The organism is Pseudomonas sp. FBF18, assembly GCF_024261405.1.
Lineage (GTDB): Bacteria > Pseudomonadota > Gammaproteobacteria > Pseudomonadales > Pseudomonadaceae > Aquipseudomonas > Aquipseudomonas palmensis.
The window spans coordinates 53,133-77,037 of the sequence record NZ_QKRS01000014.1 but is presented as its reverse complement, the minus strand read 5'-3'; the positions used below and the strand labels follow the sequence as shown (position 1 = coordinate 77,037).

Below are 23,905 nucleotides of genomic sequence, written 5' to 3'. Positions count from 1 at the left end.
GGGGCCCTAAATGTCGATATCCATGCTGGATAAGCACATGATTGTCGATTTTCATGTCGGTGTGATTATCCGACATGGATAGCGCTGCGAGCGGCGCCTTCCGCTCTTACAGCGGGTCACTTTTGGCAAACGCCCCAAAAGTAACCAAAAGGGCTGGGCCCTGCATACGGCCCTACGCTTCGCTCCGGGTCCCCTCGCTCCGCACCTGCTCCGGGGGCCGCGCCGCACGGGCGTCCCTGCCCGTCGGCACTTTCCGGGCCATCCATGGCCCTACACCCCACTACGCAGGCGCTCCACTCGGCCTTCTGAAGGGCCAGAAGATCAAAAGCAGATCAAAAGCAGATCAAAAGCCGGAGCAAGGCCTCTGGATCGGTGCGTGCCAACGGCCGGCAATCCCTCCCACCCGGGCACCACTCCCCGCTGAACACACAACCCCCGGCATTGCTAGCGTGACGGCTCCCCACCCCAAGGAGCACACCGCCATGAGCATTCTGACCGTTTACTTCTGCGGCACCGGATCGCACCGTTTCGATGACCAGAACCCCAATTTCTGGAACGGCGAACTGGTCGCCACCCTTGCTTCCAACGACCAGAGCCGCGAGTTCGCCAACTGGATCGCCATCGACGGCCCGGGCAGCGGCAACCTGCAGGCCGATGACCTGTTCATCGAAAACAAGGAATACGGCCTCACCGGCACCCTGTTCGGCGCCGGCTGGGAGCAGAACGTGGCCCACGCCCTGCAGGTCATCAAGGGCTCCTGCACCTGGCAGCGCGAAAAACTCACAGAGCAGGACTACAACCGCCTGAAGTCAGCCGGCGTGCCGATCGAGGACGTGAAGAAGGAGGGTTCCTGGTTCTGGCGCCAGTACGACTATGGCGACCGCGGTGTGACCCCGCAGCAACTCCAGGAAGGCATCATCCGCATGCACCGCAAGGACGGCCTGATTCCCGATCAGGTCAACATCGTGGGCTGGAGCCGCGGCGGCATCAGTGCCCACATGCTCGCCAACGCCATGGCCGACGACCCGCAACTGGCCCACGTGCCGGTGAACATCTTTGCCATCGACCCCGTGCCCGGGATCAACAACCTGCAGCCACACCGCCTGCACCTGCGCCCCAACGTGAAGGAGTACGTGGGTTTCTTTTCTCGCGACGAGCGCTCCAAGGGCTTCGCCTGCGTCATCCCGTCCACCTATCCCGATACCCGTGTCCACATCTTTCCGCTGCCAGGACGCCACGCCACGCTGGTGGGCAATGCCTCGGCCGATGGCGCCAGTGCCGGCAACGAGCTGCCCGACCCGGGCCTGATCGTGCGCCATTTTGCCGAAACCTGCCTGACCCGCTGGGGCGTGACGCTGCAAAAACGCCTTGAGCTGAGCGAAGGGCAGGTGGCCGACTACCTGGATGCCATGGACCGCGACGATGCCCGCTACAGGGCCATGCGCAAGCACTCCTACACGCTGCTGAGCGAGTCCGAAGGGGAGCATCGGCTGGTCCACCAGGGCGATATGCGCAAGGCTTTCAGCTTCGTGCGCGGGGCCCACATGGCGCCGGAGGAGGGCCTGGATGTGGGGAGCTGGCGCTCGCTGTCGTTCGAGCGTCTGTGCTGACACCCCGGCATCGGTCGCGGCCGCGCTGCGCGGCCCGCGATCGAATCCACTTTACAGGCATTGCCTGCAGGCACTATCTTCTGCCTCGGCCACCGCAGTGGCCAACGTCGCTCGGACGGTTCCGGGCGCTTACGTCCTCGAGGTAACCATGGCTGACCAAGGTTCGCCGCGCCGCTTTGCGCGCATAGATCGTCTCCCCCCCTACGTATTCAACATCACCGCCGAACTCAAGATGGCCGCGCGCCGTCGTGGCGAAGACATCATCGACCTGAGCATGGGCAACCCCGACGGGGCCACGCCGCCGCACATCGTCGAGAAGCTGGTACAGGTCGCCCAGCGCGAAGACACCCACGGCTACTCCACCTCGCGCGGTATCCCGCGCCTGCGCCGGGCCATCTCGCACTGGTACAAGGACCGCTACGACGTCGAGATCGACCCCGAGTCCGAAGCCATTGTCACCATCGGCTCCAAGGAGGGCCTGGCCCACCTGATGCTGGCCACCCTGGACCACGGCGATACCGTGCTGGTGCCCAACCCCAGCTACCCGATCCACATCTACGGCGCGGTGATCGCCGGGGCTCAGGTGCGTTCGGTGCCGCTGGTGCCCGGCGTGGACTTCTTCAACGAGCTGGAGCGGGCGATCCGCGAGTCGATCCCCAAGCCCAAGATGATGATCCTGGGGTTCCCCTCCAACCCCACCGCGCAGTGCGTGGAGCTGGACTTCTTCGAGCGGGTGGTGGCACTGGCCAAGCAGTACGACGTGCTGGTGATCCACGACCTGGCCTATGCCGACATCGTCTACGACGGCTGGAAGGCCCCGTCGATCATGCAGGTGCCGGGTGCCAAGGACATCGCCGTGGAGTTCTTCACGCTGTCCAAGAGCTACAACATGGCCGGCTGGCGGATCGGCTTCATGGTCGGCAACCCGGAGCTGGTCAACGCCCTGGCGCGAATCAAGAGCTACCACGACTACGGCACCTTCACCCCGTTGCAGGTGGCGGCGATCGCGGCGCTCGAAGGCGACCAGCAGTGCGTGCGCGACATCGCCGAGCAGTACCGCCAGCGGCGCAACGTGCTGGTCAAGGGGCTGCACGAGACCGGCTGGATGGTCGAGAACCCCAAGGCCTCGATGTACGTGTGGGCCAAGATCCCTGAGCAGTACGCGCACCTGGGTTCGCTGGAGTTCGCCAAGAAGCTGCTGGCCGAAGCCAAGGTATGCGTGTCGCCGGGCATCGGCTTTGGCGACTATGGCGATGACCATGTGCGCTTTGCCCTGATCGAGAACCAGGACCGCATTCGCCAGGCGGTGCGCGGCATCCGCCAGATGTTCCGTGCCGATGGCATCGAGGCGCCGAAGGCGGCCAGGGCTTCACGTACGTCGTGATGCACCTCGCCGGCAAGGCCTGCTCCCGTAGGAGCCGGCCTTGCCGGCGAAGGGCGCGACACCGCCTTCCGTCGGCCGCCCATATTTCTTTCACTGCCCCCCTTTTCAACGCCACGCCGAAGCATAGAATGATCGTCGGGTTTCTCCCTCCAACGATACTTCTCCCCCCCTCCCAAATCATGTCCGAAAACAATCCTTGTTTGACTTGCGGTGCCTGCTGCGCGTATTTCCGTGTGTCCTTTTTCTGGGGTGAATGCACCTCGGCCGGGGGTGTCGTGCCTGATGAACTGGTGGTGCAGATCAACCCGACCCGGGTGGCGATGATCGGCACCGACGCCAAGCCGTGTCGCTGCATAGGGCTTGAAGGCGAGATCGGCAAGAGCGTCAGCTGTTCGCTCTATGCCCAGCGCTCCAGCCCCTGCCGCGAGTTCGATGCCGCCTGGGTCAATGGCCAGCCCAACGACGACTGCAACGCGGCGCGGGCCGCCCACGGCCTGCCCCCTCTGGAAGCCAACGAGCCGTTCTGGCCCGCCGAAGACCCGGAGGTGGCCTGACCGTTCGTCGGTTGGCTGACGCTGTAAGTTTGACGAGGCCCTGTATTCACGGGGCCCATTGCCAAAGTATTAACACCATTTGACGTAACGCCTTTGCGCAAGGGCTCCGGGAAAGCGGCTACATATTCCAGCACTGGAATCGTAGTCGCCAAGGTCAGGCATTTCGACGTTAGTGTGTGTAGTTTCCACGGCGTACCCGTCGCACGCATTCAAGGAACGAACTGCCTGATCCACGAAGGAGTCGCCCGTGGACAGACGTGCCGTCAAGCTTGCCCCCACCCGTGTTCGCCCCTTGTCGCTGGCCGTGAGCCTGGCCACCGCGGGAATCGCTTTCGGCCTGTTCAGTGCAACGGCCAGTGCCGCCTGTACCCCGCTGATCCCCGGTGCGGGCGCGACGGTCACCTGCACCCCTGGGTTGAACGGCAACGTCACTTCCTCCGCCAACAACCTGACCCTTAACCTGAGCAATGGCTCGCAGATCAACGCGCCGTTGCTCGGCACGGCAGTCAACCTGACCGGCAACAACGTCACCCTGAACAACTCGGGCACCATCGACCCCGCATTCCTCGGGATCCTGAGCGGGCTCAGCTCCGGGATCAAGGTCGGCAACGCGGCGGCCAGCACGGTCAGCATCACCAACTTCAGCGGTGGCGTGATCAAGGGCACCACCGGTGTGCTCAGTGCCAGCCTGCTCAACCTCAACGGCCTGGCCCTGAGCGTGCAGAACGGCAACGGTGGCGTTACCACGCTGGTCAACGACGGCACCATCGGTTCATCGAACATTGTCGGCGTCAGCGTGCTGGCCCCAGACGCCCCGGTGGTGGCGGTGTATGGCGGCGGCAGCGTGAACATGACCAACACCGGCACCATCATCGGTCGCGTGGCGTTCCAGGCATCGGGCACTGCCACCGGCAATACCTTCACCAACAGTGGCGCGATCAGTGGCGGCGTGTCGATGGGGGCGAACTCCACCAACCGCTTCAACGCAATCACAGGTTCCAGTGTCAGTAGCGGGGGAGGTGTAGGCGTCGACCTGGGCATCGCCGGCATCAACCTGCTGTATGCGCCTAGCGGCAAGGTCGACGGCGGTGCCGGCGGCAGCAACACCCTTGCCCTGCAGAACGCCATCGGCGGGGGCACCGGTACCGGCGGCACGGGCACGCTTTCGGCCAGCAACTACATCAACTTCAACAACCTGCTCGTGCAGAGCGGCACCTGGACACTCTCCGGCGCGTTGCTCGGGGTCACCAGCACCAGCCTCAACGGCGGCTCGCTGGTGTTCGACGACGCCTCGACCTTCGGCACCGGCACCATCGCGGCCAACGGTGGCGCGCTGGGTGCGGGCGCGGCCAACCTGTCGCTGGCCAACGCCGTCACCCTCGGTGCCGGCGGGCTCGGCATCATCGGCGACAACAACCTGACCCTCACCGGCATCGTCAGCGGTAGCGGCGCCTTGACCAAGACAGGCGCCGGCACCCTGGGCCTGAGCGGGGCCAATACCTATACCGGCGGCACCTTCCTCAATGCTGGCGTACTGTCGCTCGCCAACGCTGCGGCCCTGGGCACCGGCAGCCTGAGCGTTACCGGGGCCGGCAGCCTGCAGGGCTCGGTACCGCTGGTGCTGAGCAACGCCGTGCAGCTGTCGGCAGCGCTGAGCCTGCCCGGCAGCAATGCGCTGACCCTGGGCGGTGTGGTCAGCGGCACCGGTTCGCTGAACAAGACCGGCAGCGGCGACCTGACCCTGGCCGCCAGCAACACCTACAGCGGCGGTACCACGCTGGGCGCCGGCAAGCTGATCCTCGGCAATGCCGCCGCGCTGGGGGGCGGTGCATTGACTGCGGCCGCCGGCACCAGCCTGGACACCAGCAGTGCGATGACCCTGGCCAACGCCATCAACCTGGGCGGTGCGCTGACCCTCACCGGCAGCAACAACCTGACCCTAGGCGGCGTCATCGGCGGCAACGGCAGCCTGGTCAAGAACGGCACCACCAACCTCAACCTCACGGGCACCAACACCTTCACCGGCGGCCTGCTGCTCAACGGCGGCAGCCTGACCGTAGGCAACGGTGCGGCGCTGGGTACCGGCGCGCTGACCCTGGGCGCCAATGCCAGCCTGGACGCCAGCAGCGCAGTCAACCTCAACAACGCCGTGGTGCTCGGCGCCAACACGCTGAGCCTGCTGGGCACCAGCGCGACCACCCTGGGGGGCGTGGTCAGCGGTACGGGCGGGCTGATCAAGAGCGGTGCGGCCGACCTCACCCTGGGCGCGGCCAATACCTTCGGCGGCGGGGTGCAGTTGCAGGCCGGCAAGCTGATCGTCGGCAACAATGCGGCGCTGGGTACCGGCACGCTGGCCGTGGCCGATGGCACCACGCTGGACAGCACCAGCTCGGTTGCCCTGGCCAATGCCATCGGCCTGGGCGGCAACCTGACCCTGGCCGGCAGCAATGCCCTCACGCTCGGCGGCGTGGTGTCGGGCAGCGGCGGGCTGGTCAAGAACGGCGCCGCGCTGCTCACGCTCAACGGCAACAACAGCTTCCAGGGCGGTGTGACGCTCAATGCCGGCGGCCTGATGGTGGGCGCGGCCAACGCCCTGGGCAGCGGCGCCCTGAACACCACGGGCACCGCCAGCCTGGATGCGAGCGTGGCACTCACCCTGGCCAACGCGGTCAATCTTGGCGCCGACCTGACCGTCGGCGGCACGGCCAATCTTGGCCTGGGCGGCCCGATCAGTGGCGCGGGCGGCGTGATCAAGAACGGCGCGGCCGACCTGACCCTTGCCGGCAACAACACCTACGTGGGCAATACCCGGCTCAACGCCGGCAAGCTGGTGCTCGGCAGCAGCACGGCGCTGGGGCAGGGCGCACTGATCGCGGCGGACGGTACCCGCCTTGACGCTGCCCCGGGCGTGACCCTGGGCAACGCCCTCACGCTCAACGGCGCGCTGACCCTCGACGGCAGCAACGACCTGGCCTTGCAAGGCCTGATCAGCGGCAATGGCAGCCTGATCAAGAACGGCACCACCAACCTGACCCTCAGCGGCAACAACACCTTCCTCGGCGGTACCACCCTGAACGCCGGTACCCTGACCCTGGCCAGTGCCGCAGCGCTGGGCACCGGCGCCCTGACTGTCGGCGGCGCGGCGAGCCTTGCCAACAGTTCACCGCTGGTACTGGCCAATGCCGTGGTCCTCAATGGCGTGCTGACCCTGCCGGGCACCAGCAACCTGACCCTGAACGGCGTCATCAGCGGCGCCTCGGGCCTGAGCAAGAACGGTGCGGCCAACCTGACGCTGGGCGCTGCCAATACCTTCGGTGGCGGCGTGGCGCTCAATGCCGGCACGCTGATCCTGGGCAACAACACCGCACTGGGCACCGGTACGCTGGCTGCTGCCGGCAACACCTCGCTGGACGCCACCAAAGCCCTGACGGTGGGCAATGCCGTGACCCTGGCCGGTAACCTCAACCTGCTGGGCAGCAACACCCTCAACCTCGGCGGCGTGATCAGCGGCGCAGGCGGCCTGACCAAGGCCGGCGGTGCCGACCTGACCCTGAGCGGCGCCAACACCTTCAGCGGCGCCACCAACCTGAACGCCGGCAAATTGATCGTCGGCAGCAACACCGCGCTGGGCACCGGCGTGCTGAACGCAGCCGGCAACACCCAGCTGGAGGCCAGCACGGCGGTCAGCCTGGCCAACCTGGTCAACCTGGCCGGCAACCTGGGCATCGGCGGGGCCGCGAACCTGACGCTCAACGGCGTGGTGGGCGGCACCGGCAGCCTGACCAAGACGGGCACGGCCACCCTCGGCCTGAACGCGGCCAATACCTATCAAGGCGGTACCAACCTCAATGGCGGCGGCCTCAGCCTTGGCAACAACCAGGCACTGGGCAGCGGCGCACTGAACGTGGGCGGCGCTGCCACGCTCGACAACAGCGTGGCGCTCAACCTGGCCAACCAGGTGAACCTGAACGCCAACCTGAGCGTTGTCGGCAGCAATGACCTGACCCTGGGCGGTGTGATCGCCGGGGCCGGCCAACTGATCAAGAATGGTGCCGCCACCCTGACCCTCAATGGCCTCAACACCTTCACCGGCGGGACCTTGCTCAATGCCGGCGCGCTGGTGCTGGGCAATGCCTCGGCGCTGGGCAATGGCGCACTGAACGTGACCGGTGCGGCCAGCCTCGACAACAGCGCCAGCTTCGCCTTGGCCAACGCGATCAACCTGGGTGCCAACCTGAGCCTGGCCGGCAGCAACGACCTGACCCTGGGCGGAGTGATCAGCGGCGCCGCCGGGCTGGTCAAGAACGGGGCGAGCAACCTGACCCTCAATGGCGTCAACACCTTCCAGGGCGGCACCGTGCTCAATGCCGGCGGCCTGACCCTGGGCAATGCCAATGCCCTGGGCACCGGCGCGTTGACCGTGGCCGGCAACGCCAGCCTGGACAACAGCGCCAGCTTCGCACTGGGCAACAACCTGGTGCTCAATGCCGACCTGAGCCTGGCGGGCAACAACGACCTGAGCCTGGGCGGGGTGATCAGCGGCACCGGTGGCCTGATCAAGAATGGCCTGGCCGACCTGACCCTGAGCGGCAACAACACCTTCAGCGGCGCGGTCAATGTGCTCAACGGCAGCCTGACCACGGTCGGTGCCGGCGCACTGGGCAATGCCTCGGCGGTGAACGTGGGGCTGGGCGCCAGCCTCAACCTGGGCAACAGCAGCAGCCTTGCCAGCCTCACCGGCAGCGGCAGCGTGAACCTGGGGGCCGGTACCAACCTGAGCGTGGGCGCGGGGGATGCCAGCAGCGTGTTCACCGGCGGCCTGGCCGGGGCCGGTGGCCTGATCAAGGTCGGCGGCGGCAGCCTGGAACTGGCCGGCAACAACAGCCTGCTGAGCGGTACCACCCAGGTCAATGGCGGCACCCTGAACGTCACCGGTTCGCTGGGCAGCAACCTGGTGCAGGTCAATACCGGCGCCACCCTCACCAGTACTGGCACCGGCAGCGTGCTGGGCGCGGTGACCATCGCCGATGGCGGCCACCTGGCGGCCAACAGCGGCAACAGCCTGACCCTGGGCTCGCTGGTGCTCAACGCCAACTCCAATCTGGACGTGGGCCTTGGTTCGCCGGCTACCGGCGGCAATGCGCTGATCAAGGTCAACGGCAACCTGACCCTGGACGGCACCCTCAATGTCAGCGACATCGGCGGCTTTGGCACCGGTATCTACAGCCTGATCAACTACACCGGCCAGCTCACCGACAACGGCCTGGTGATCGGCAGCATTCCCGGCAGCGTGCAGCTCGGCGACCTGCAGGTACAGACCTCGATCGGCAGCCAGGTCAACCTGCTGGTCGGTGGCGCCAATGGCAGCGTGCTGTTCTGGGACGGCACCGGCCTGGTCGGCAACGGCGTGATCCAGGGCGGCAACGGCACCTGGGATGCCCTGAGTACCAACTGGACCACGGTCAACGGCACCGGCAACCGTGACTGGAGCAGCAACTTCGCGGTATTCCAGGGCGCCGCAGGCGACGTGCTGGTCAATGGCGCGCAGTCGATCACCGGCCTGCAGTTCGTCACCGATGGCTACCGCCTGCTCAATGGCGTGACCGGCCAGCTGAACCTGGTCAATGGCAGCAATGGCGCCACTACGGTGCGTGTCGATCCGGGTGTGACCGCCACGGTTGGTGTCGCCCTGGGCGGCAGCGGCCTGCTGAGCAAGGTCGACAGCGGCACGCTGGTGCTAAACGCCAGCAACAGCTACAGCGGCGGCACCGCCCTCAATGGCGGCACCCTGGTGGTAGGCAACAACCTGGCGCTGGGCAGCGGTGCGCTGACTGCTGCCAACGGCACCACGCTGGACAGCAACGCCAGCATCGCCCTGGGCAACAGCGTCAACCTGCTCGGCGGCCTGACGGTGGCCGGCAGCAACGATCTGGCCCTGAACGGCAGCATCAACGGCGCCGGCAACCTGACCAAGAACGGCGCTGCCACGCTCACCCTGGGCGGCGCCAACAGCTACACCGGCGGCACCACCCTGGCCGCTGGCCGGCTGCTGCTGGGCAATGACCTGGCCCTGGGCACAGGCGCGCTGCACGTGACCGCTGCCAGCAGCCTGGCAGGCACTACCACGACCAACCTGGCCAACGCCATCGACCTGGGCGCCAACCTGACCCTCGACGGCCTCAACGCCATGACCCTCAACGGCATCGTCAGCGGCAGCGGTGCCCTGAACAAGACCGGCACGGGCAACCTGACCCTCAATGGTGCCAACACCTACCAGGGCGGCACCAGCGTCGGCGGCGGCACCCTCACCCTGGGCAATGGTGCGGCACTGGGCAGTGGTGCGCTGAACGTCACCGGCGCGTCCAGCCTGGCGACCAGCACCCCGCTGAGCCTGGCCAACGCGATCAACCTGGGCGCCGACCTGACCCTGCCGGGCACCAGCAACCTGGTGCTCAATGGCGTGATCGGCGGCAGCAGCGGGCTGGTCAAGAACGGTTCGGCCAGCCTGACCCTCAATGGCAACAACACCTATCAGGGCAGCACCAGCCTCGCCGGCGGCACCCTGATCGTCGGCAGCAACACCGCACTGGGCACCAGCACGCTCACTGCACAGGCCGGCACGTCACTGGACGCCAGCAGCGCCGTGACCCTGGGCAATGCCATCGGCCTGCTCGGCGGCCTGACGGTGGTCGGCAGCAACGACCTGACCCTTGCCGGCAACCTCACCGGCAGCGGCGGGTTGAGCAAGAATGGTGGCGCGACGCTTACCCTGTCGGGCAGCAACACCCACCTGGGCAACACCTTGCTCAATGGCGGCCGCCTGGTCCTGGGTAGTGACCAGGCGCTGGGCCTGGGTAACCTGGTGGCAGCAGGCGGCACCACGCTGGACAGCAGCCTGGATGTCACCGTGCTCAACGCCGTATCGCTGGCCGGCAACCTGACCGTTTGCGGCACCCACGACATCACCCTGGGCGGCCAGGTCAACGGTGCCGGCAGCCTCACCAAGAATGGCGCGGGCAACCTGACCCTGACCGGTGCCAACGCCTGGCAGGGCGGCACCACCCTGAACGCCGGCACCCTTACCGTGGGCAATGCGCTGGCGCTGGGCAACGGCAGCCTCAGCGTGGGCGGGGCGTCCACCCTGGCCAGCAGCGCTGCGGTGAACCTGGCCAACGCGGTCAACCTGGGCGCCAACCTGACGGTCGCCGGCAACACCGACCTGGGTCTGACGGGCGTGGTCAGCGGCACTGGCGGGCTGATCAAGACCGGTGGCGGCAACCTCGCCCTCACCGGTGCCAACACCTACAGCGGCGGCACCACCCTGAATGCCGGCACCCTCACCCTAGGCAACGCCACCGCACTGGGCAGCGGCGCGCTGACGGTCAGCGGCGCCTCCACCCTGGCCAGCAACACCGCGCTGAACCTGGGCAACGCCATCGGCCTGAATGCCGACCTGACCGTCGCCAACAGCGCCGGCCTGACCCTGGGCGGCGACATCAGCGGTGCGGGCGGCCTGATCAAGACCGGCACCGGGGTGCTGACCCTGGGCGGCAACAATACCTACCAGGGCGGTACCGCGCTCAATGCCGGCGGCTTGCTGCTGACCTCGGCCACGGCGCTGGGCAGTGGCACCCTGACCGCCGCCGGCGCCACCACGCTGGACACCAGCACCGCGCTGACCCTGGACAATGCCCTGGTACTGACCGGCAACCTGACCCTGCTCGGCGCGCAGAACCTGGCCCTGACGGGCGCGATCAGCGGCGCGGGCGGCTTGGTCAAGACCGGCGCCAGCGACCTGACCCTGAGCGGCGCCAACACCTACAGCGGCGACACCCTGCTGGGCGCCGGCCGCTTGATCGTGGGCAGCGACAGCGCACTGGGCGTCGGTACCCTGCGCACCAGCAACAACACCATCCTCGATGCCAGCACGGCGGTGACGCTGGGCAATGCGCTGAACATCGTCGGCAACCTGAACGTCGGCGGCAGCAACGACCTGACCCTGAACGGCGTGATCGACGGCCCCGGCGACCTGACCAAGAACGGCGCTGCGACCCTCACCCTCAACGGCAGCAACACCTACAGCGGCGAGACCATCCTCACCGCCGGCACCCTGGTGCTGGGCAATAACAATGCGCTGGGCACCGGGGTGCTGTCGGTCACCGGCAACTCGAGCCTGAACAGCGGCAACAGCGCCGTGGTGGTGAACAACGGCATCGGCCTCAATGCCAACCTTACCGTCAACGGCAGCAACGACTTCGGCCTGGGGGGCGTGATCAGCGGCAACAGCCAACTGATCAAGACCGGTAGCGGCAACCTGACCCTGAGCGGTACCAACACCTATTCCGGTGGTACCAGCCTGGGCGGCGGCACCCTGACCGTCACCAATGGCGCTGCGCTGGGCAGCGGCGCACTGAGCGCGACGGGCACCAGCACCCTGGGCAATACCCAGGCTGTCACGCTGCTGAATGCCATCGCGGTCAATGGCGACCTGACCCTGGACACGGCCGCCAACCTGACCCTGGGTGGGGTTATCAGTGGCTCGGGCAACCTGATCAAGAGCGGCGCCCAGGAACTGGTGGTGTTCGGCAACAACACCTTCAGCGGCACACTCGATATCACCCAGGGCATGCTGACCACCTTGAATAGCAACGCCCTGGGCAATGTCGCCAGTGTCAACCTGGGCAGCGGCACCGACCTGAACCTGAACGGCAACACCAGCATCGGTGCACTCACCGGCAGCGGCACCACCAATATCGGACTGGGCAGCACGCTGAGCCTGGGCAGTACCAACCTGGACAGCGTCTTCGCCGGTGCCCTGGTCGGCAGCGGCGGCTTGAACAAGGTCGGCACCGGCGTGCTGGAACTTGCCGGCATCAGCAACCTGGGCGGCGCCAGCCAGGTCAGCGGCGGTACCTTGAACGTGTCGGGCGCCCTGAACGGGGGGAACCTGACGGTCAATTCCGGCGCGACCCTGACCGGCAGCGGCAGCGTGGGCGGGCTGACCACCATCGTCAACGGCGGCCACCTGGCCGGCACCAGCGGCACCCAGCTCAGCTTCGGCTCGCTGGCGCTGGCGCCAAACGCCAGCATCGACGTCGCACTCGGCTCGCCCGTCACCGGCGGTACCTCGTTGTTCAGTGTTGCCGGCAACCTGACCCTGGGTGGCACGCTCAACATCACCGATGACGGCGGCTTCGGCAATGGTATCTATCGCCTGTTCGATTACGGCTCGCTGACCAACAACGGGTTGGTGCTGGGCAGCCTGCCGGGCAGCGTCACGCCCGGCGAGCTGCAACTGCAAACCGCGATTACCGGCCAGGTCAACGTGCTGGTCAACTCGCCCAACCTGATCGTGCAGTTCTGGGATGGGGCGGGCACTGTCCCCGATGGCGTGGTGCAGGGCGGCAGCGGCACCTGGAACAGCACCACCACCAACTGGACCGACCTCAACGGCACCGTCAACGACGTCTGGCAGGGGCAGTTCGCGGTGTTCCAGGGCGCTGCGGGCGGCGTGGTCACGGTCGAAGGTGGCCAGGCCGTCAATGCCCTGCAGTTCATCACCGACGGCTACCAGCTGGTCGCCGGCAGCGGCGGCGTGCTCAACGCCGTCAACGGCAACAGTGGCAGCTTTGCGGTACGTGTCGACCCGAACGTGACCGCCACCCTGGGCCTGCCGGTCAATGGCAGCGCGACCCTGGCCAAGCTCGACAGCGGCACGCTGGTGCTCAACGGCGCCAACGGCTACACCGGCGGCACGCAGCTCAATGGCGGCACCCTGGTGGTCGGCAATGACGGCGCGCTGGGCAGTGGCACGCTGACTGCGGCCAATGGCACCACCCTGGACAGCAACAAGGCGGTGAGCCTGGCCAACACCATTGGCCTGCTCGGCCAACTGAGCATTGCCGGCAGCAACGCACTGACGCTGGACGGTGACATCAGCGGCACCGGCGGCCTGCTCAAGGCGGGCGGCGCCAGCCTGACGCTCAACGGCGACAACAGCTACACCGGCCCTACCGCCCTGAATGCCGGCACGCTGGTACTGGGCAGAGACACCGCACTGGGCGTCGGCGCCCTCAACGCGGCCGCGGGCACGCAACTGGACAGCAGCAGCGCGCTGGCGCTGGCCAACACCTTCAACCTGAGCGGCAACCTGACGCTGCTCGGCAGCAACGACCTGACCCTCAATGGCCTGGTCAACGGCGCCGGCAGCCTCACCAAGCAGGGCAGCGGCAGCCTCACGCTCAACGGTGCCAACGGTTTCACGGGCGGTACCGTACTGCAGAGCGGCACCCTGAATGTCGGCAACGCCGGGGCGCTGGGCAGTGGCGCGCTCACCGTCAGTGGCGCCTCCAGCCTGGTCAATGGCAGTGCGCTGTCACTGGCCAATGCCATCGTGCTCAACGCCGGCCTGACCCTGCCGGGCAGCAACAACCTCACCCTGGGCGGTGTCATCAGTGGCACGGGCAGCCTGAACCACACCGGCAGCGGCGGCCTGACCCTCACCGGGGTGAACACCTACAGCGGCGGCACCCAGCTGGGTGCCGGCAACCTGACCCTGGGCAACGGCTCGGCGCTGGGCAGCGGTGCCCTGAGTGTCAGCGGCACCTCCACCCTGACCACCACCAGCGCCATGACCCTGGCCAACGCGGTGGATGTGGGCGGCACGCTCAACGTGGCGGGCACCAACAACCTGACCCTGGCCGGCGTGCTCAGCGGTGCGGGCACCCTGAACAAGAACGGTGCGGCCAACCTCACCCTCAGCGGCAACAACAGCTTCAGCGGCATCCTCAACATTCTCTCCGGCAGCCTCAGCACGGTGGGCAGCGGTGCACTCGGCAACCCGGCCGAGCTGAACCTGGGCAACGGCGCCAGCCTCAACCTGGGCGGCACCACCAACCTGGGCGAGCTCAGCGGCAGCGGCACCGTGAACGTGGGTGCCGGTACCGGCCTGCAAGTGGGCGAGGGCACGTTCGGCGGGGTGCTCAGCGGCACCGGTACGCTGGACAAGACCGGCACCGGCACGCTGACCCTGGGCGGTGGCAATACCCTGAGCGGGGCCACCACCGTCAGCGGCGGCAGCCTCATCGTCAATGGCAGCCTGGCCAGCAGCACCGTCACTGTGAACAGCGGCAGCACCCTGGGCGGCACCGGCAGCCTCGGCGGCGCGCTGACCGTCGCCGACGGCGGGCACCTGTCGCTGCGCAGCGGCGATACCCTGAGCGTCGGCTCGCTGGTACTGGGCGCGGACGCCAACCTGGATGCGGCCCTGGGCGCCCCTGTGGTGGGTACCCCGGCGCTGATCAACGTGGGCGGCAACCTGACCCTGGACGGCAAGCTCAATGTCACCGACCTGGGCGGGTTCGGTGCGGGCGTGTATCGCCTGATCGACTACAGCGGCGCGCTGACCAACAACGGCCTGGCCATCGGCAGCGTGCCCAATGGGGTCATCGCGGGCGATCTGGATGTGCAGACCGCCGTCAACAACCAGGTCAACCTGGTGGTGGGCGGCAGCAACAACAATGTGCTGTTCTGGGACGGCAGCCAGACCGTCGGCAATGGATCGGTCGACGGCGGCGCCGGTGTCTGGAGCGTCGGCGGCACCAACTGGACCGATGCCAACGGAGCGCTCAACCAGGCCTGGAACGGCACCTTCGCGGTGTTCCAGGGCACGGGTGGCGCGGTGACCGTCGATGGTGTGCAGACCGTCAACGGCCTGCAGTTCCTCGACAACGGCTACGTGCTGAGCGGTGACGCGCTGAACCTCACCAACGGTGCCCAGGGCACCGGCAACGTGCGTATCGGCAACGGCGTGAGCGCCACGCTGAACGTGGACATCAACGGCAGCGGCACCCTGGCCAAGCTCGAAGGCGGCACCCTGGTGCTCAACGGCAACAACGGCTATACCGGCGGCACCCAGCTCAACGGCGGCACGTTGGTGGTGGGCAGCAACACCGCCCTGGGCAGCGGCGCGCTGACGGCTGCCGACGGCACCACGCTGGATGCCAACCAGGCCGTGACCCTGGGCAACGCCGTGACGCTCGGCGGTGCGCTGACCATCGCGGGCAGCAATGACCTTGATCTCACCAACCTCGTCAGCGGCAGCGGCAGCCTGGTGAAGAACGGTACGGCCGACCTGACCCTGGCCGGCGCCAACACCTACCAGGGCGGCACGCGCCTCAATGCCGGCAGCCTGACCCTGGGCGACAACGCTGCACTGGGCAGCGGCGCGCTCACGGTGGGTGGCACTGCGCAGCTGGACGGCACGCTTGACCTGCAACTGGGCAACGCCGTCAGCCTGGCCTCGCAACTGACCCTGGGCGGCAGCCACGACCTGACCCTGAACGGGGTGATCAGCGGCAACGGCAGCCTGGTGAAAAACGGCAATGGCGCACTGCTGCTGAGCGGTGCCAACACCTACAGCGGCGGCAGCACCTTCAACGCCGGCAGCGTGCAGGGCAATACCAGCAGCCTGCAGGGCGCGATCCTCAACAACGCCGCGCTGACCTTCGAACAGGCCAGCAACGGTACCTACACCGGCAACCTCACCGGCAGCGGCACGTTGATCAAGAACGGCAGCGGGCAACTGCTGATGACCGGCAACAGCGGCTTCACCGGCGCCACCACGGTCAACGCCGGCAGCCTGCTGGTCAACGGCAGCCTGGCCAGTGCCACGGTGCAGGTCAACAACGGGGCGACCCTGGGCGGCAGCGGCAACTACGCCGGCACGGTCAACCTGGCCAGCGGTGCGACCCTGGCGGCGGGCAGCGGCGCCACGCCACTCAAGGTCGGTGTGCTCAACCTGGATGCCGGCAGCAATGTCGACCTGACGCTCGGGCAGGCATCGGCCTCGACCACCGTGGTCAAGGTGGCGGGCGACCTCACCCTTGATGGCACGCTCAACATCAGCAATGCCGGTGGCTTCGGCAGCGGCGTTTACCAACTGTTCAGCTACGGTGGCAACCTGACCGACAACGGCCTGCTGTTCGGCCTGCTGCCAGGCGGCACCTTGCCAGGCCAACTGACCCTGCAGACGGCCATCGCCCAGCAGATCAACCTGGTGGTGCAGGGCGCCGATGGTGCACTGCAGTTCTGGAACGGCGGCAAGACCAATGCCGACGGCACCATCGGTGGCGGCAGCGGTACCTGGGGCAACGGCACCAACTGGACCGACGTCAACGGCAACCTGAGCGAAACCTGGGATGCGCAGTTCGGCGTGTTCGGTGGTCAGGCGGGGACCGTCACCGTGGCCGGCAACCAGTCCTTCACCGGCCTGCAGTTCCTCACCGGCGGCTACCAGCTGGTGGCCGGCAGCGGCGGCAGCCTGACACCGGTCAATGCAGCCAATGGCGACCTGGCCGCCGTGCGCGTGAACACCGGCGACAGCACGCAGATCTCGGCGCCGCTGGTGGGCGCGGGCGGTATCGAAAAACTCGACGCAGGCACGCTGATCCTGAGCGGCGCCAACACCTACACCGGCGGCACCAGGGTCAGCGGCGGTACGCTGGTGGGCAACACCACCAGCCTGCAGGGCAACATCGTCGACAACGCCAGCCTGGTGTTCCAGCAGGACACCGACGGCCGCTTCAACGGTGTGCTCAGCGGCACCGGCAACACCGTCAAGCAGGGTAGCGGCAGCCTGCTGCTGACCGGCAACCAGCCGTTCAGCGGCAACCTGGCGGTCAACCAGGGCCTGCTGCTGGTGGGCAATGCGGCCAACCCGGGCACGGTGCTCGGGGCCAAGGTCACGGTGGGGGCCGGTGCCGCACTGAGCGGCAACGGCAGCGTGGGCTCGCTGGTCAACAACGGTGTGGTGCAGCCTGACCCGGCCAGTGGGCTCAAGGTCGGCGGCAACTTCACCAACGCCCCGGGCGGCACCCTGCAAGTGGTGGTCGGCAACCCCGCCAGCAGCGGCCTGACCGTGGGCGGCACGGCCAACCTGGGCGGCAGCCTGGTGGTGCTGAACTCGGCACCGGCCTCGGGCAACGCGCAGTACACCGTGGTGACTGCCGGCGGCGGGGTGAACGGCACCTTCACCACCGTGCAGTTGCCGGATACGCCGTTCTACGACACCACCCTCAACTACGGCAGCAACCAGGTCGGCGTCACCATCAGCCGCAACGGCACCAGCCTCGGCGATGTGGCTTCGACCCCCAACCAGCAGGCCGTGGCCGGCGCACTGGGCAGCAGCGGGGCACCGGCGGCGGTACTGGGCGCGGTCATGGCGCAGAACCGTGGTGGCGTTCAGGCGGCGCTGGACAGCCTGTCGGGCGAGATCCATGCCAGTACCGCCAGTGCGCTGATCGAAGACTCGCGCTACGTGCGCGAAGCGGTCAACGACCGCCTGCGCCAGCCAGGCTGCATGCGCGAGGAGGGTCCGCGTCGGGCCCTGGCACCGAACGCCAACCAGCTCACCAGCGACGGTTGCCACGACGAGGCCGTGGGCTGGGCGCAGGCACTGGGCACCTGGGGCAAGATGGACGGCAACAGCAACAGCGCCAGCATCGACCGCAACGTGCAGGGCTTCCTGCTCGGGGTGGACCGCAGCCTGAACAGCGACTGGCGCGTGGGCGTGGCCGCCGGCTATACCCGCAGCGACCTGGATGCCAGCGGCCGCCGTTCCGATGCGAGCATCGACAGCTACCACCTGGCCACCTACCTGGGCTACCAGCTCGATGCCTTCTCGGCCCGCGTGGGTGCGGCGTACAGCTGGCACGACATCGAGAGCAAGCGTGACGTCGCCATCGGCAGCTACGACGACCGCCTCAAGGCCAAGTACAAGGCGCGCACCGCGCAGGTGTTCGGCGAGGTGAGCTACGCCATCGAGGCAGGCGGCGTGGCGCTGGAACCGTTCGCGGGCCTGGCCTACGTCAACTACGACAGCGACACTGCACGCGAGAAGGGCGGCGCGGCGCGGCTCAAGGCCAGTGCCGACCAGGACATCACCTTCTCCACCGTGGGCCTGCGGGCGGGCAAGGCGTTCAAGCTGGCCAACGGCAGCACCCTGACCCCGCGTGGCAGCCTGGGCTGGCGGCATGCCTACGGCGACACCAAGCCCGATGCCGACCTGCGCTTCATCGAGGGCGGCGCCGGCTTCACCACCCAGGGCGTGCCGATCGCCCGCGATGCGGCGGTGGTCGAGGCGGGGCTGGACCTGTCGATCGGGCAGGCCGGCAAACTGGGCCTGGGCTATTCGGGGCAACTGTCCAGCGACACCCGCGACCATGCGGTAACGGTGAGTTTCAGCATGGGGTTCTAGGCGGCGAACGACGATCACGGCGCGTGAAGGCGGTGGCTTGAGCGCAGGTACCTCAAGTACCATCGCCCTCTGATTTGATGAGAGGGAAGTCGCTGATGATCGTCGGTATCGACCTGGGCACGACCCACAGCCTGGTGGCCGTGTGGCGCGATGGCGCCACTGAACTGGTGGCCAACGCACTCGGCCACACGCTCACCCCCAGCGTGGTGGGGCTCGACGACCAGGGCCGGGTGCTGGTCGGGCAGGCGGCGCGCGAGCGCCTGCACACCCATCCGCACCTGACCACCGCATTGTTCAAGCGCTACATGGGCAGCAACCAGCAGGTCACCCTGGGTGGGCGTGCCTACCGCCCCGAAGAACTCTCGGCACTGGTGCTCAAGAGCCTCAAGGAAGATGTCGAGCGTGCCTATGGCGAGCCGGTCACCGAGGCGGTCATCAGCGTGCCGGCCTACTTCAGCGATGCCCAGCGCAAGGCCACCCGCGTGGCCGGCGAACTGGCCGGGCTGCGCGTCGACAAACTGATCAACGAACCCACCGCCGCCGCACTCGCCTACGGCCTGCACCAGCGCGACAAGGAAACCTCGTTTCTGGTCTTCGACCTGGGTGGCGGCACCTTCGACGTGTCGATTCTGGAGCTGTTCGAAGGGGTGATGGAGGTGCGCGCCAGCGCCGGCGACAACTACCTGGGCGGTGAAGACTTCGACCAGTTGCTGCTGGAGCATTTCGTGCAGGCCCAGCAGGGCAACGACTTCCCCGGCGCGACCACGCTGCTGCAGCCGCTGCGCCGCGAGGCCGAGCGTGTACGCCGGCAGCTGGGTCAGGCCCAGCAGGCCGACTTCGTGGTACGCGTGGAGGGCCGCGAATGGCGCCACGTGTACACCCAGGACGCCCTGGCCGACCTGTTCGCACCGCTGCTGGCACGCCTGCGCACCCCCATCGAACGCGCCCTGCGCGATGCGCGCATCCGCGCCTCGGACCTGGACGAAGTGCTGCTGGTGGGCGGTACCACGCGCATGCCGCTGGTGCGCAAGCTGGCGGCTGGGCTGTTCGGGCGCTTCCCTTCGATCAGCCTCAACCCTGATGAAGTGGTGGCCCACGGCGCCGCCGTGCAGGCCGCGCTCAAGGCCCGGGATGCCGCGCTCGAAGAGGTGGTGCTGACCGACGTGTGCTCCTACACCCTGGGCATGGAAACCGTGCGCCAGGTCGGTGACCGCCACGAGAGCGGGCACTACCTGCCGATCATCGAGCGCAACAGCGTGGTGCCGGTGAGCCGGGTGCAGACGGTGTACACCGTCGGCGACCAGCAGGAGCAGGTGCTGGTCAAGGTGTTCCAGGGCGAGAGCCGCCTGGTGCGCGACAACGTGCTGCTGGGCGTGCTGGAGATTCCGGTGCCACGGCGCAAGGCCGGCGAGGTGGCCCTGGACGTGCGCTTCACCTACGACATCAACGGCATTCTCGAAGCCCAGGTGAGCATCCCGCTGACCGGCGAGCAGCATGCCCTGGTGATCGAGAACAACCCCGGCGTACTCAGCCCCGAAGAGGTACGCGAACGCCTGGCGGCGCTGGCCGAGCTCAAGACCCACCCGCGTGACCAGCAACCCAACACCCTGTTGCTGGCGCGCCTGGAGCGCCTGTATCAGGAAAGCCTGGGCGAGGTACGTGAGCTGATCGGGGCCTGGGCCGCGCAGTTCCAGCGCGTGCTGGAAACCCAGGACGAACGCCAGATCCGCGAGGTGCGCCACGAGCTCGAACAGCGCGTGAATGAACTGGGCCAGGACAGCTGGCGCTGAAGGAGCGGCAATGAGTGACGTGATCGAAGACTGCTGGAGCGTGCTGGCCCTGGCCCCGGGCGCTGATGAACGCAGTATCAGGCGCCAGTATGCGCGCCTGCTCAAGGTGCACCGCCCCGACGAGGACCCCGAGGCCTTCCAGCGCCTGCGCGAGGCCTATGAACAGGCGCTGGCGCGCAGCCGCTGGGCACACGAGGACGATGCAGCGCCAGCGCTGGAATCGGCCGATGTGCCAGCCCCGCAGGCCGCGGCGGTGCACGTCGACGTCGAACCCACACCCGCCAGGGAGCAACAGGCCCGCGCGCTGCTCGAAGGGCTGGACCCTGCGCAGCTCGACAACCTGTGGCGCCAGGCCGGTGAACTGGGGTGCGAGGCGGCCTTCGAGCAGCAGTTGCTGCAGCGCAGCCTGGATGACGAAACCCTGCGCCTGCCCATCCTGCACTGGGCGGTGCCGAGGCGTGGCTGGTTCACCCCCTGGCAGGCGGTGCCGATCGGCGCGTACCAGTGCGACGAACTGCTGGGCAGCCTCTGGCAAGCCTGCCACGCGCAGTTGCAGCACTATTTGCAGGCGGGCGACGAACAGGCGTTTTTCGCCAGCCTGCAGCACTGGGGCGGGCAGGCCTGGCTGGAGCCCTTCGACCGCCGCGAGCAGTTCCAGGCCATGCTGCTGGAGCTGCTGCACGATCACCCCGGCAGCAGCACCGCGCTGTTCGAACGCGTGTGCGGCTACTTCAACTGGAGCGACGATGACGGTGGCCCCCGGCCCGCGCACCTGTGGCAGGGCCTGAACGAGCGCTGGCGTCGCGATACCTGGTTCGCCCGCCAGCAGGCCCTGGCCGAGCAGTGGCACTGGCACACCAACCCCGAGGGCAATGCGGCCTACCTGCTGCTGCGCAACCTCGAGTTCAAGCAGCAGGTGGCGCTGGCCCAGGGCTTCAGCGAGGCCGACTGGGAAGCCTGTGAGCACCTGACGCAAACCCTGCTCTACCACTACCCCGAACTGCTCGACCAGGTGCCGCACCGCGACCTGTACTTCTGGCGCAGGCTGGCGCCGCGCCCGCTGCACCCGCGCAGCTACCTGCGGGTGATGAGCTGCATGGTGCTGGTGATCGTGCTGTGGCTGGCGGGGCCGGATTTCTTCGCGCACCCCTCCAATGTACTGATTGCCGCCGTGGTGGGCTCGCTGCTGACGGTGCAACTGTCGGCGGTGTTCATGCGCTTCTGGCTGTGGACCGCGCCGAACCTGCTGGCGCTGGACCTGCGCCTGAGCGAATGGCTGATCCCGCGTCGGTTCAACCCCGATGGCGAGCGTCTGCTGCTGCGCCATGGCGTGCCGCGCCTGCTGCTGGCACTGCCGATCTACCCGATGCTGGCCGGTACCCACCCGTGGACCGGTATCGTCGCGCTGACGGGCTACTTCGCTGTCGGGCTGCTTGGCCTGTTGCCGTATCAGCCACCACAGGAAGGCGGCCCGGCGTGGCGCCAGCCGTGGGTGACGCTGCACCGGCTCTACGAATTCAACCTGGCCCAGGCCGCGGTCCTGCTGGTAACGGTGGGCGTGGTGGCGTGGTGGCAGGTTCACCCACCAGGAGTAATTTCATGAGTTTGCCTGAAGCTTTCGACACCGCGCTGTGCCTGAACGGGCCGCGCCTGCAACTGCGGCCCATGCAGGCCCGCGATGCCGAGCAGTGGCTGGGGATCATGGCCGACCCCGAGGTGATGCGTTACTGGCACCACGGGCCGTGGCAGACCCTGGACGAAGCCGAAGTGGCCTTGCTGGCCGACCGCGCCGCCTACCTGGCCGGGCGCAGCCTCAAGCTGGGTATCTACCCGCAGGGCAGCGACCTGCTGCTGGGCATGTGCCAGTTCTTCAACATCGACGCCGAGTCGCGCCGCGGCGAAATCGGCTACTGCCTGGCCAGCAGCGCCCAGGGCCAGGGCTACATGGGCGAGGCGCTGGAGCTGTTCGTCGAGTACCTTGCCATCGGCCTGAACATGCGCCGCCTCGAGGCCGAGATCGACCCGCGCAACGGTGCCTCGGCGCGCACCCTCGAACGCATGGGCTTCGAGCGTGAAGGGCTGCTGCGCGAGCGCTGGTGCATCGCCGGCGAGGTGTCGGATTCGGCGTTGTACGGGCTGCTGCTCGAATCGGCCTGAATGACTTGGACAGCGGGGCAGGCGATGGGCTATCGTCGCGCCCCGCTTCCCACCCGGCTGAATGGACTTACTGGTGCGCTTCGATTTCCGCTTGCTGAGCCTGCTGCTGTACCTCGCCTGCCTGTACCCGGAGGCCTGCGCCTGGGGGCACGATTCGGTGCTGCGCGGCATGCACGCGCTGTCGATGGGCTGGCTGGCCGGCGGCCTGTGGTTCGCCAACCCGCTGCTGCTGGGCGCCTTCGCAACCCACCGCAAAGACCCCAAAACCGCTTACCGCCTGGGCTGGTGCGCACTGCTGCTGGCGGGCTCGGCCCTGGCGCTGGGCTGGACCGACTGGTCGCCGATCCCGCCGGCGCCCCACGGCGGGCCTGACGTGCGCACCGGCTACTACCTGTGGCTGGCTTCGATGCTGGCGTTCGTGATCGGCCAGCACCGCTACCGGCGCCAGCCCAGGCTCACCCAGCCAGCGCTGGGCTGGCTGCACTGGGTGCTGGTGGCGGGTATCGTGCTGACCATTCCACTGTCGTTCGTCAAGGCCACCGTCGCGCCGGCGCGACCGGTCTACATGAACCTCGGCGAGCCGCCAGCGGCCTGCGACGACTGCGAACTCGGGGTCAACTAGATGCTGGCACTGTTCAAGCGGCATTACGTGGTACTGAGCCTGGTGCTGTACCTGGGCAGCCTGTTTCTGGATGCCGTGCCGGTCAGCGAGGTGACCATGCGCGGCATGCATGTGCTGACCCTCGGCTGGCTGGGTGGCAGCGCCTGGTGGGCCAACCCGCTGCTGTGCCTGGCACTGATGCTGCGGCGCAACCGGCCGCTGCTGTCGCTGTTGGCGGCGGTCGCGGCACTGGTGCTGGCGGCGCAGTGGCTGCCAGTGATCGGCTGGGGCGACAGCGCGCTGGTGCCGCGCAAGGCCAATGGCCAGGCCAACCTGCTCGGCGCCTACTACCTGTGGTTGCTGGCGTTGGCGGCATACGTGGCCGGCCAGTTTCTCAACCGCCGGCAGGCGCCGGGCGGGCCGGGCCAGGGCTGGCTGGCCTGGGTGCTGGTGGCGGCGATCTATGCCACGGCGGCGTTCTCGTTCAGCGTGGGCAGCGGCGCCAATGTCACGCCCCCGGCCCCGGCAATACCCTCCAATTCCATCTGACCTG

The 23,905-nt window shown here is 67.7% G+C and carries 9 protein-coding genes; all 9 read left to right on the top strand.

Features of this window, described 5'->3' with window-relative positions; genetic code table 11:
* Positions 1 to 482 precede the first annotated feature (482 nt).
* On the top strand, positions 483 to 1,610 hold the full coding sequence (locus DN387_RS20030) for a hypothetical protein (RefSeq protein WP_054916295.1): 1,128 nt from the start codon (positions 483 to 485) through the stop codon (positions 1,608 to 1,610).
* Between the two features lie 148 nt (positions 1,611 to 1,758).
* Complete coding sequence (alaC, locus tag DN387_RS20025; RefSeq protein ID WP_043864411.1) at positions 1,759 to 2,994, top strand: alanine transaminase; 1,236 nt, start codon at positions 1,759 to 1,761, stop codon at positions 2,992 to 2,994.
* 179 nt (positions 2,995 to 3,173) lie between these two features.
* Positions 3,174 to 3,548 carry a YkgJ family cysteine cluster protein gene (locus DN387_RS20020; RefSeq protein WP_043864412.1) on the top strand — a complete coding sequence of 125 codons (375 nt, stop codon included), beginning with the start codon at positions 3,174 to 3,176 and terminating at the stop codon, positions 3,546 to 3,548.
* 247 nt (positions 3,549 to 3,795) lie between these two features.
* Positions 3,796 to 18,804 carry an autotransporter-associated beta strand repeat-containing protein gene (locus tag DN387_RS20015; RefSeq protein ID WP_254506261.1) on the top strand — a complete coding sequence of 5,003 codons (15,009 nt, stop codon included), beginning with the start codon at positions 3,796 to 3,798 and terminating at the stop codon, positions 18,802 to 18,804.
* A gap of 95 nt (positions 18,805 to 18,899) precedes the next feature.
* Positions 18,900 to 20,594: a molecular chaperone HscC gene (locus DN387_RS20010; protein ID WP_043864413.1), complete on the top strand. Its 1,695-nt coding sequence runs from the start codon at positions 18,900 to 18,902 to the stop codon at positions 20,592 to 20,594.
* A gap of 10 nt (positions 20,595 to 20,604) precedes the next feature.
* Positions 20,605 to 22,197: a J domain-containing protein gene (locus DN387_RS20005; protein ID WP_054916296.1), complete on the top strand. Its 1,593-nt coding sequence runs from the start codon at positions 20,605 to 20,607 to the stop codon at positions 22,195 to 22,197.
* Entirely contained in the window at positions 22,194 to 22,751 is a 558-nt protein-coding gene (locus tag DN387_RS20000) for a GNAT family N-acetyltransferase (RefSeq protein WP_043864414.1), read from the top strand. The genes DN387_RS20005 and DN387_RS20000 overlap by 4 nt, the downstream gene beginning before the upstream one ends.
* Before the next feature lie 73 nt (positions 22,752 to 22,824).
* Positions 22,825 to 23,373 (top strand): hypothetical protein, encoded by a 549-nt coding sequence (locus tag DN387_RS19995; RefSeq protein ID WP_054916297.1) that lies wholly within the window; start codon positions 22,825 to 22,827, stop codon positions 23,371 to 23,373.
* Positions 23,374 to 23,901, top strand: a complete 528-nt coding sequence (locus DN387_RS19990) for a hypothetical protein (protein WP_054916298.1) — start codon at positions 23,374 to 23,376, stop codon at positions 23,899 to 23,901. It begins immediately after the preceding gene.
* Positions 23,902 to 23,905 lie beyond the last annotated feature (4 nt).

Excerpts from the sequence above, each read along its gene's own strand:
- DN387_RS20000 (WP_043864414.1), top strand. The coding sequence starts at position 22,194 with ATGAGTTTGCCTGAAGCTTTCGACACCGCGCTGTGCCTGAACGGGCCG.
- DN387_RS20010 (WP_043864413.1), top strand. The coding sequence starts at position 18,900 with ATGATCGTCGGTATCGACCTGGGCACGACCCACAGCCTGGTGGCCGTG.
- alaC (WP_043864411.1), top strand. The coding sequence starts at position 1,759 with ATGGCTGACCAAGGTTCGCCGCGCCGCTTTGCGCGCATAGATCGTCTC.
- DN387_RS20030 (WP_054916295.1), top strand. The coding sequence starts at position 483 with ATGAGCATTCTGACCGTTTACTTCTGCGGCACCGGATCGCACCGTTTC.
- DN387_RS20020 (WP_043864412.1), top strand. The coding sequence starts at position 3,174 with ATGTCCGAAAACAATCCTTGTTTGACTTGCGGTGCCTGCTGCGCGTAT.
- DN387_RS20005 (WP_054916296.1), top strand. The coding sequence starts at position 20,605 with ATGAGTGACGTGATCGAAGACTGCTGGAGCGTGCTGGCCCTGGCCCCG.
- DN387_RS19990 (WP_054916298.1), top strand. The coding sequence starts at position 23,374 with ATGCTGGCACTGTTCAAGCGGCATTACGTGGTACTGAGCCTGGTGCTG.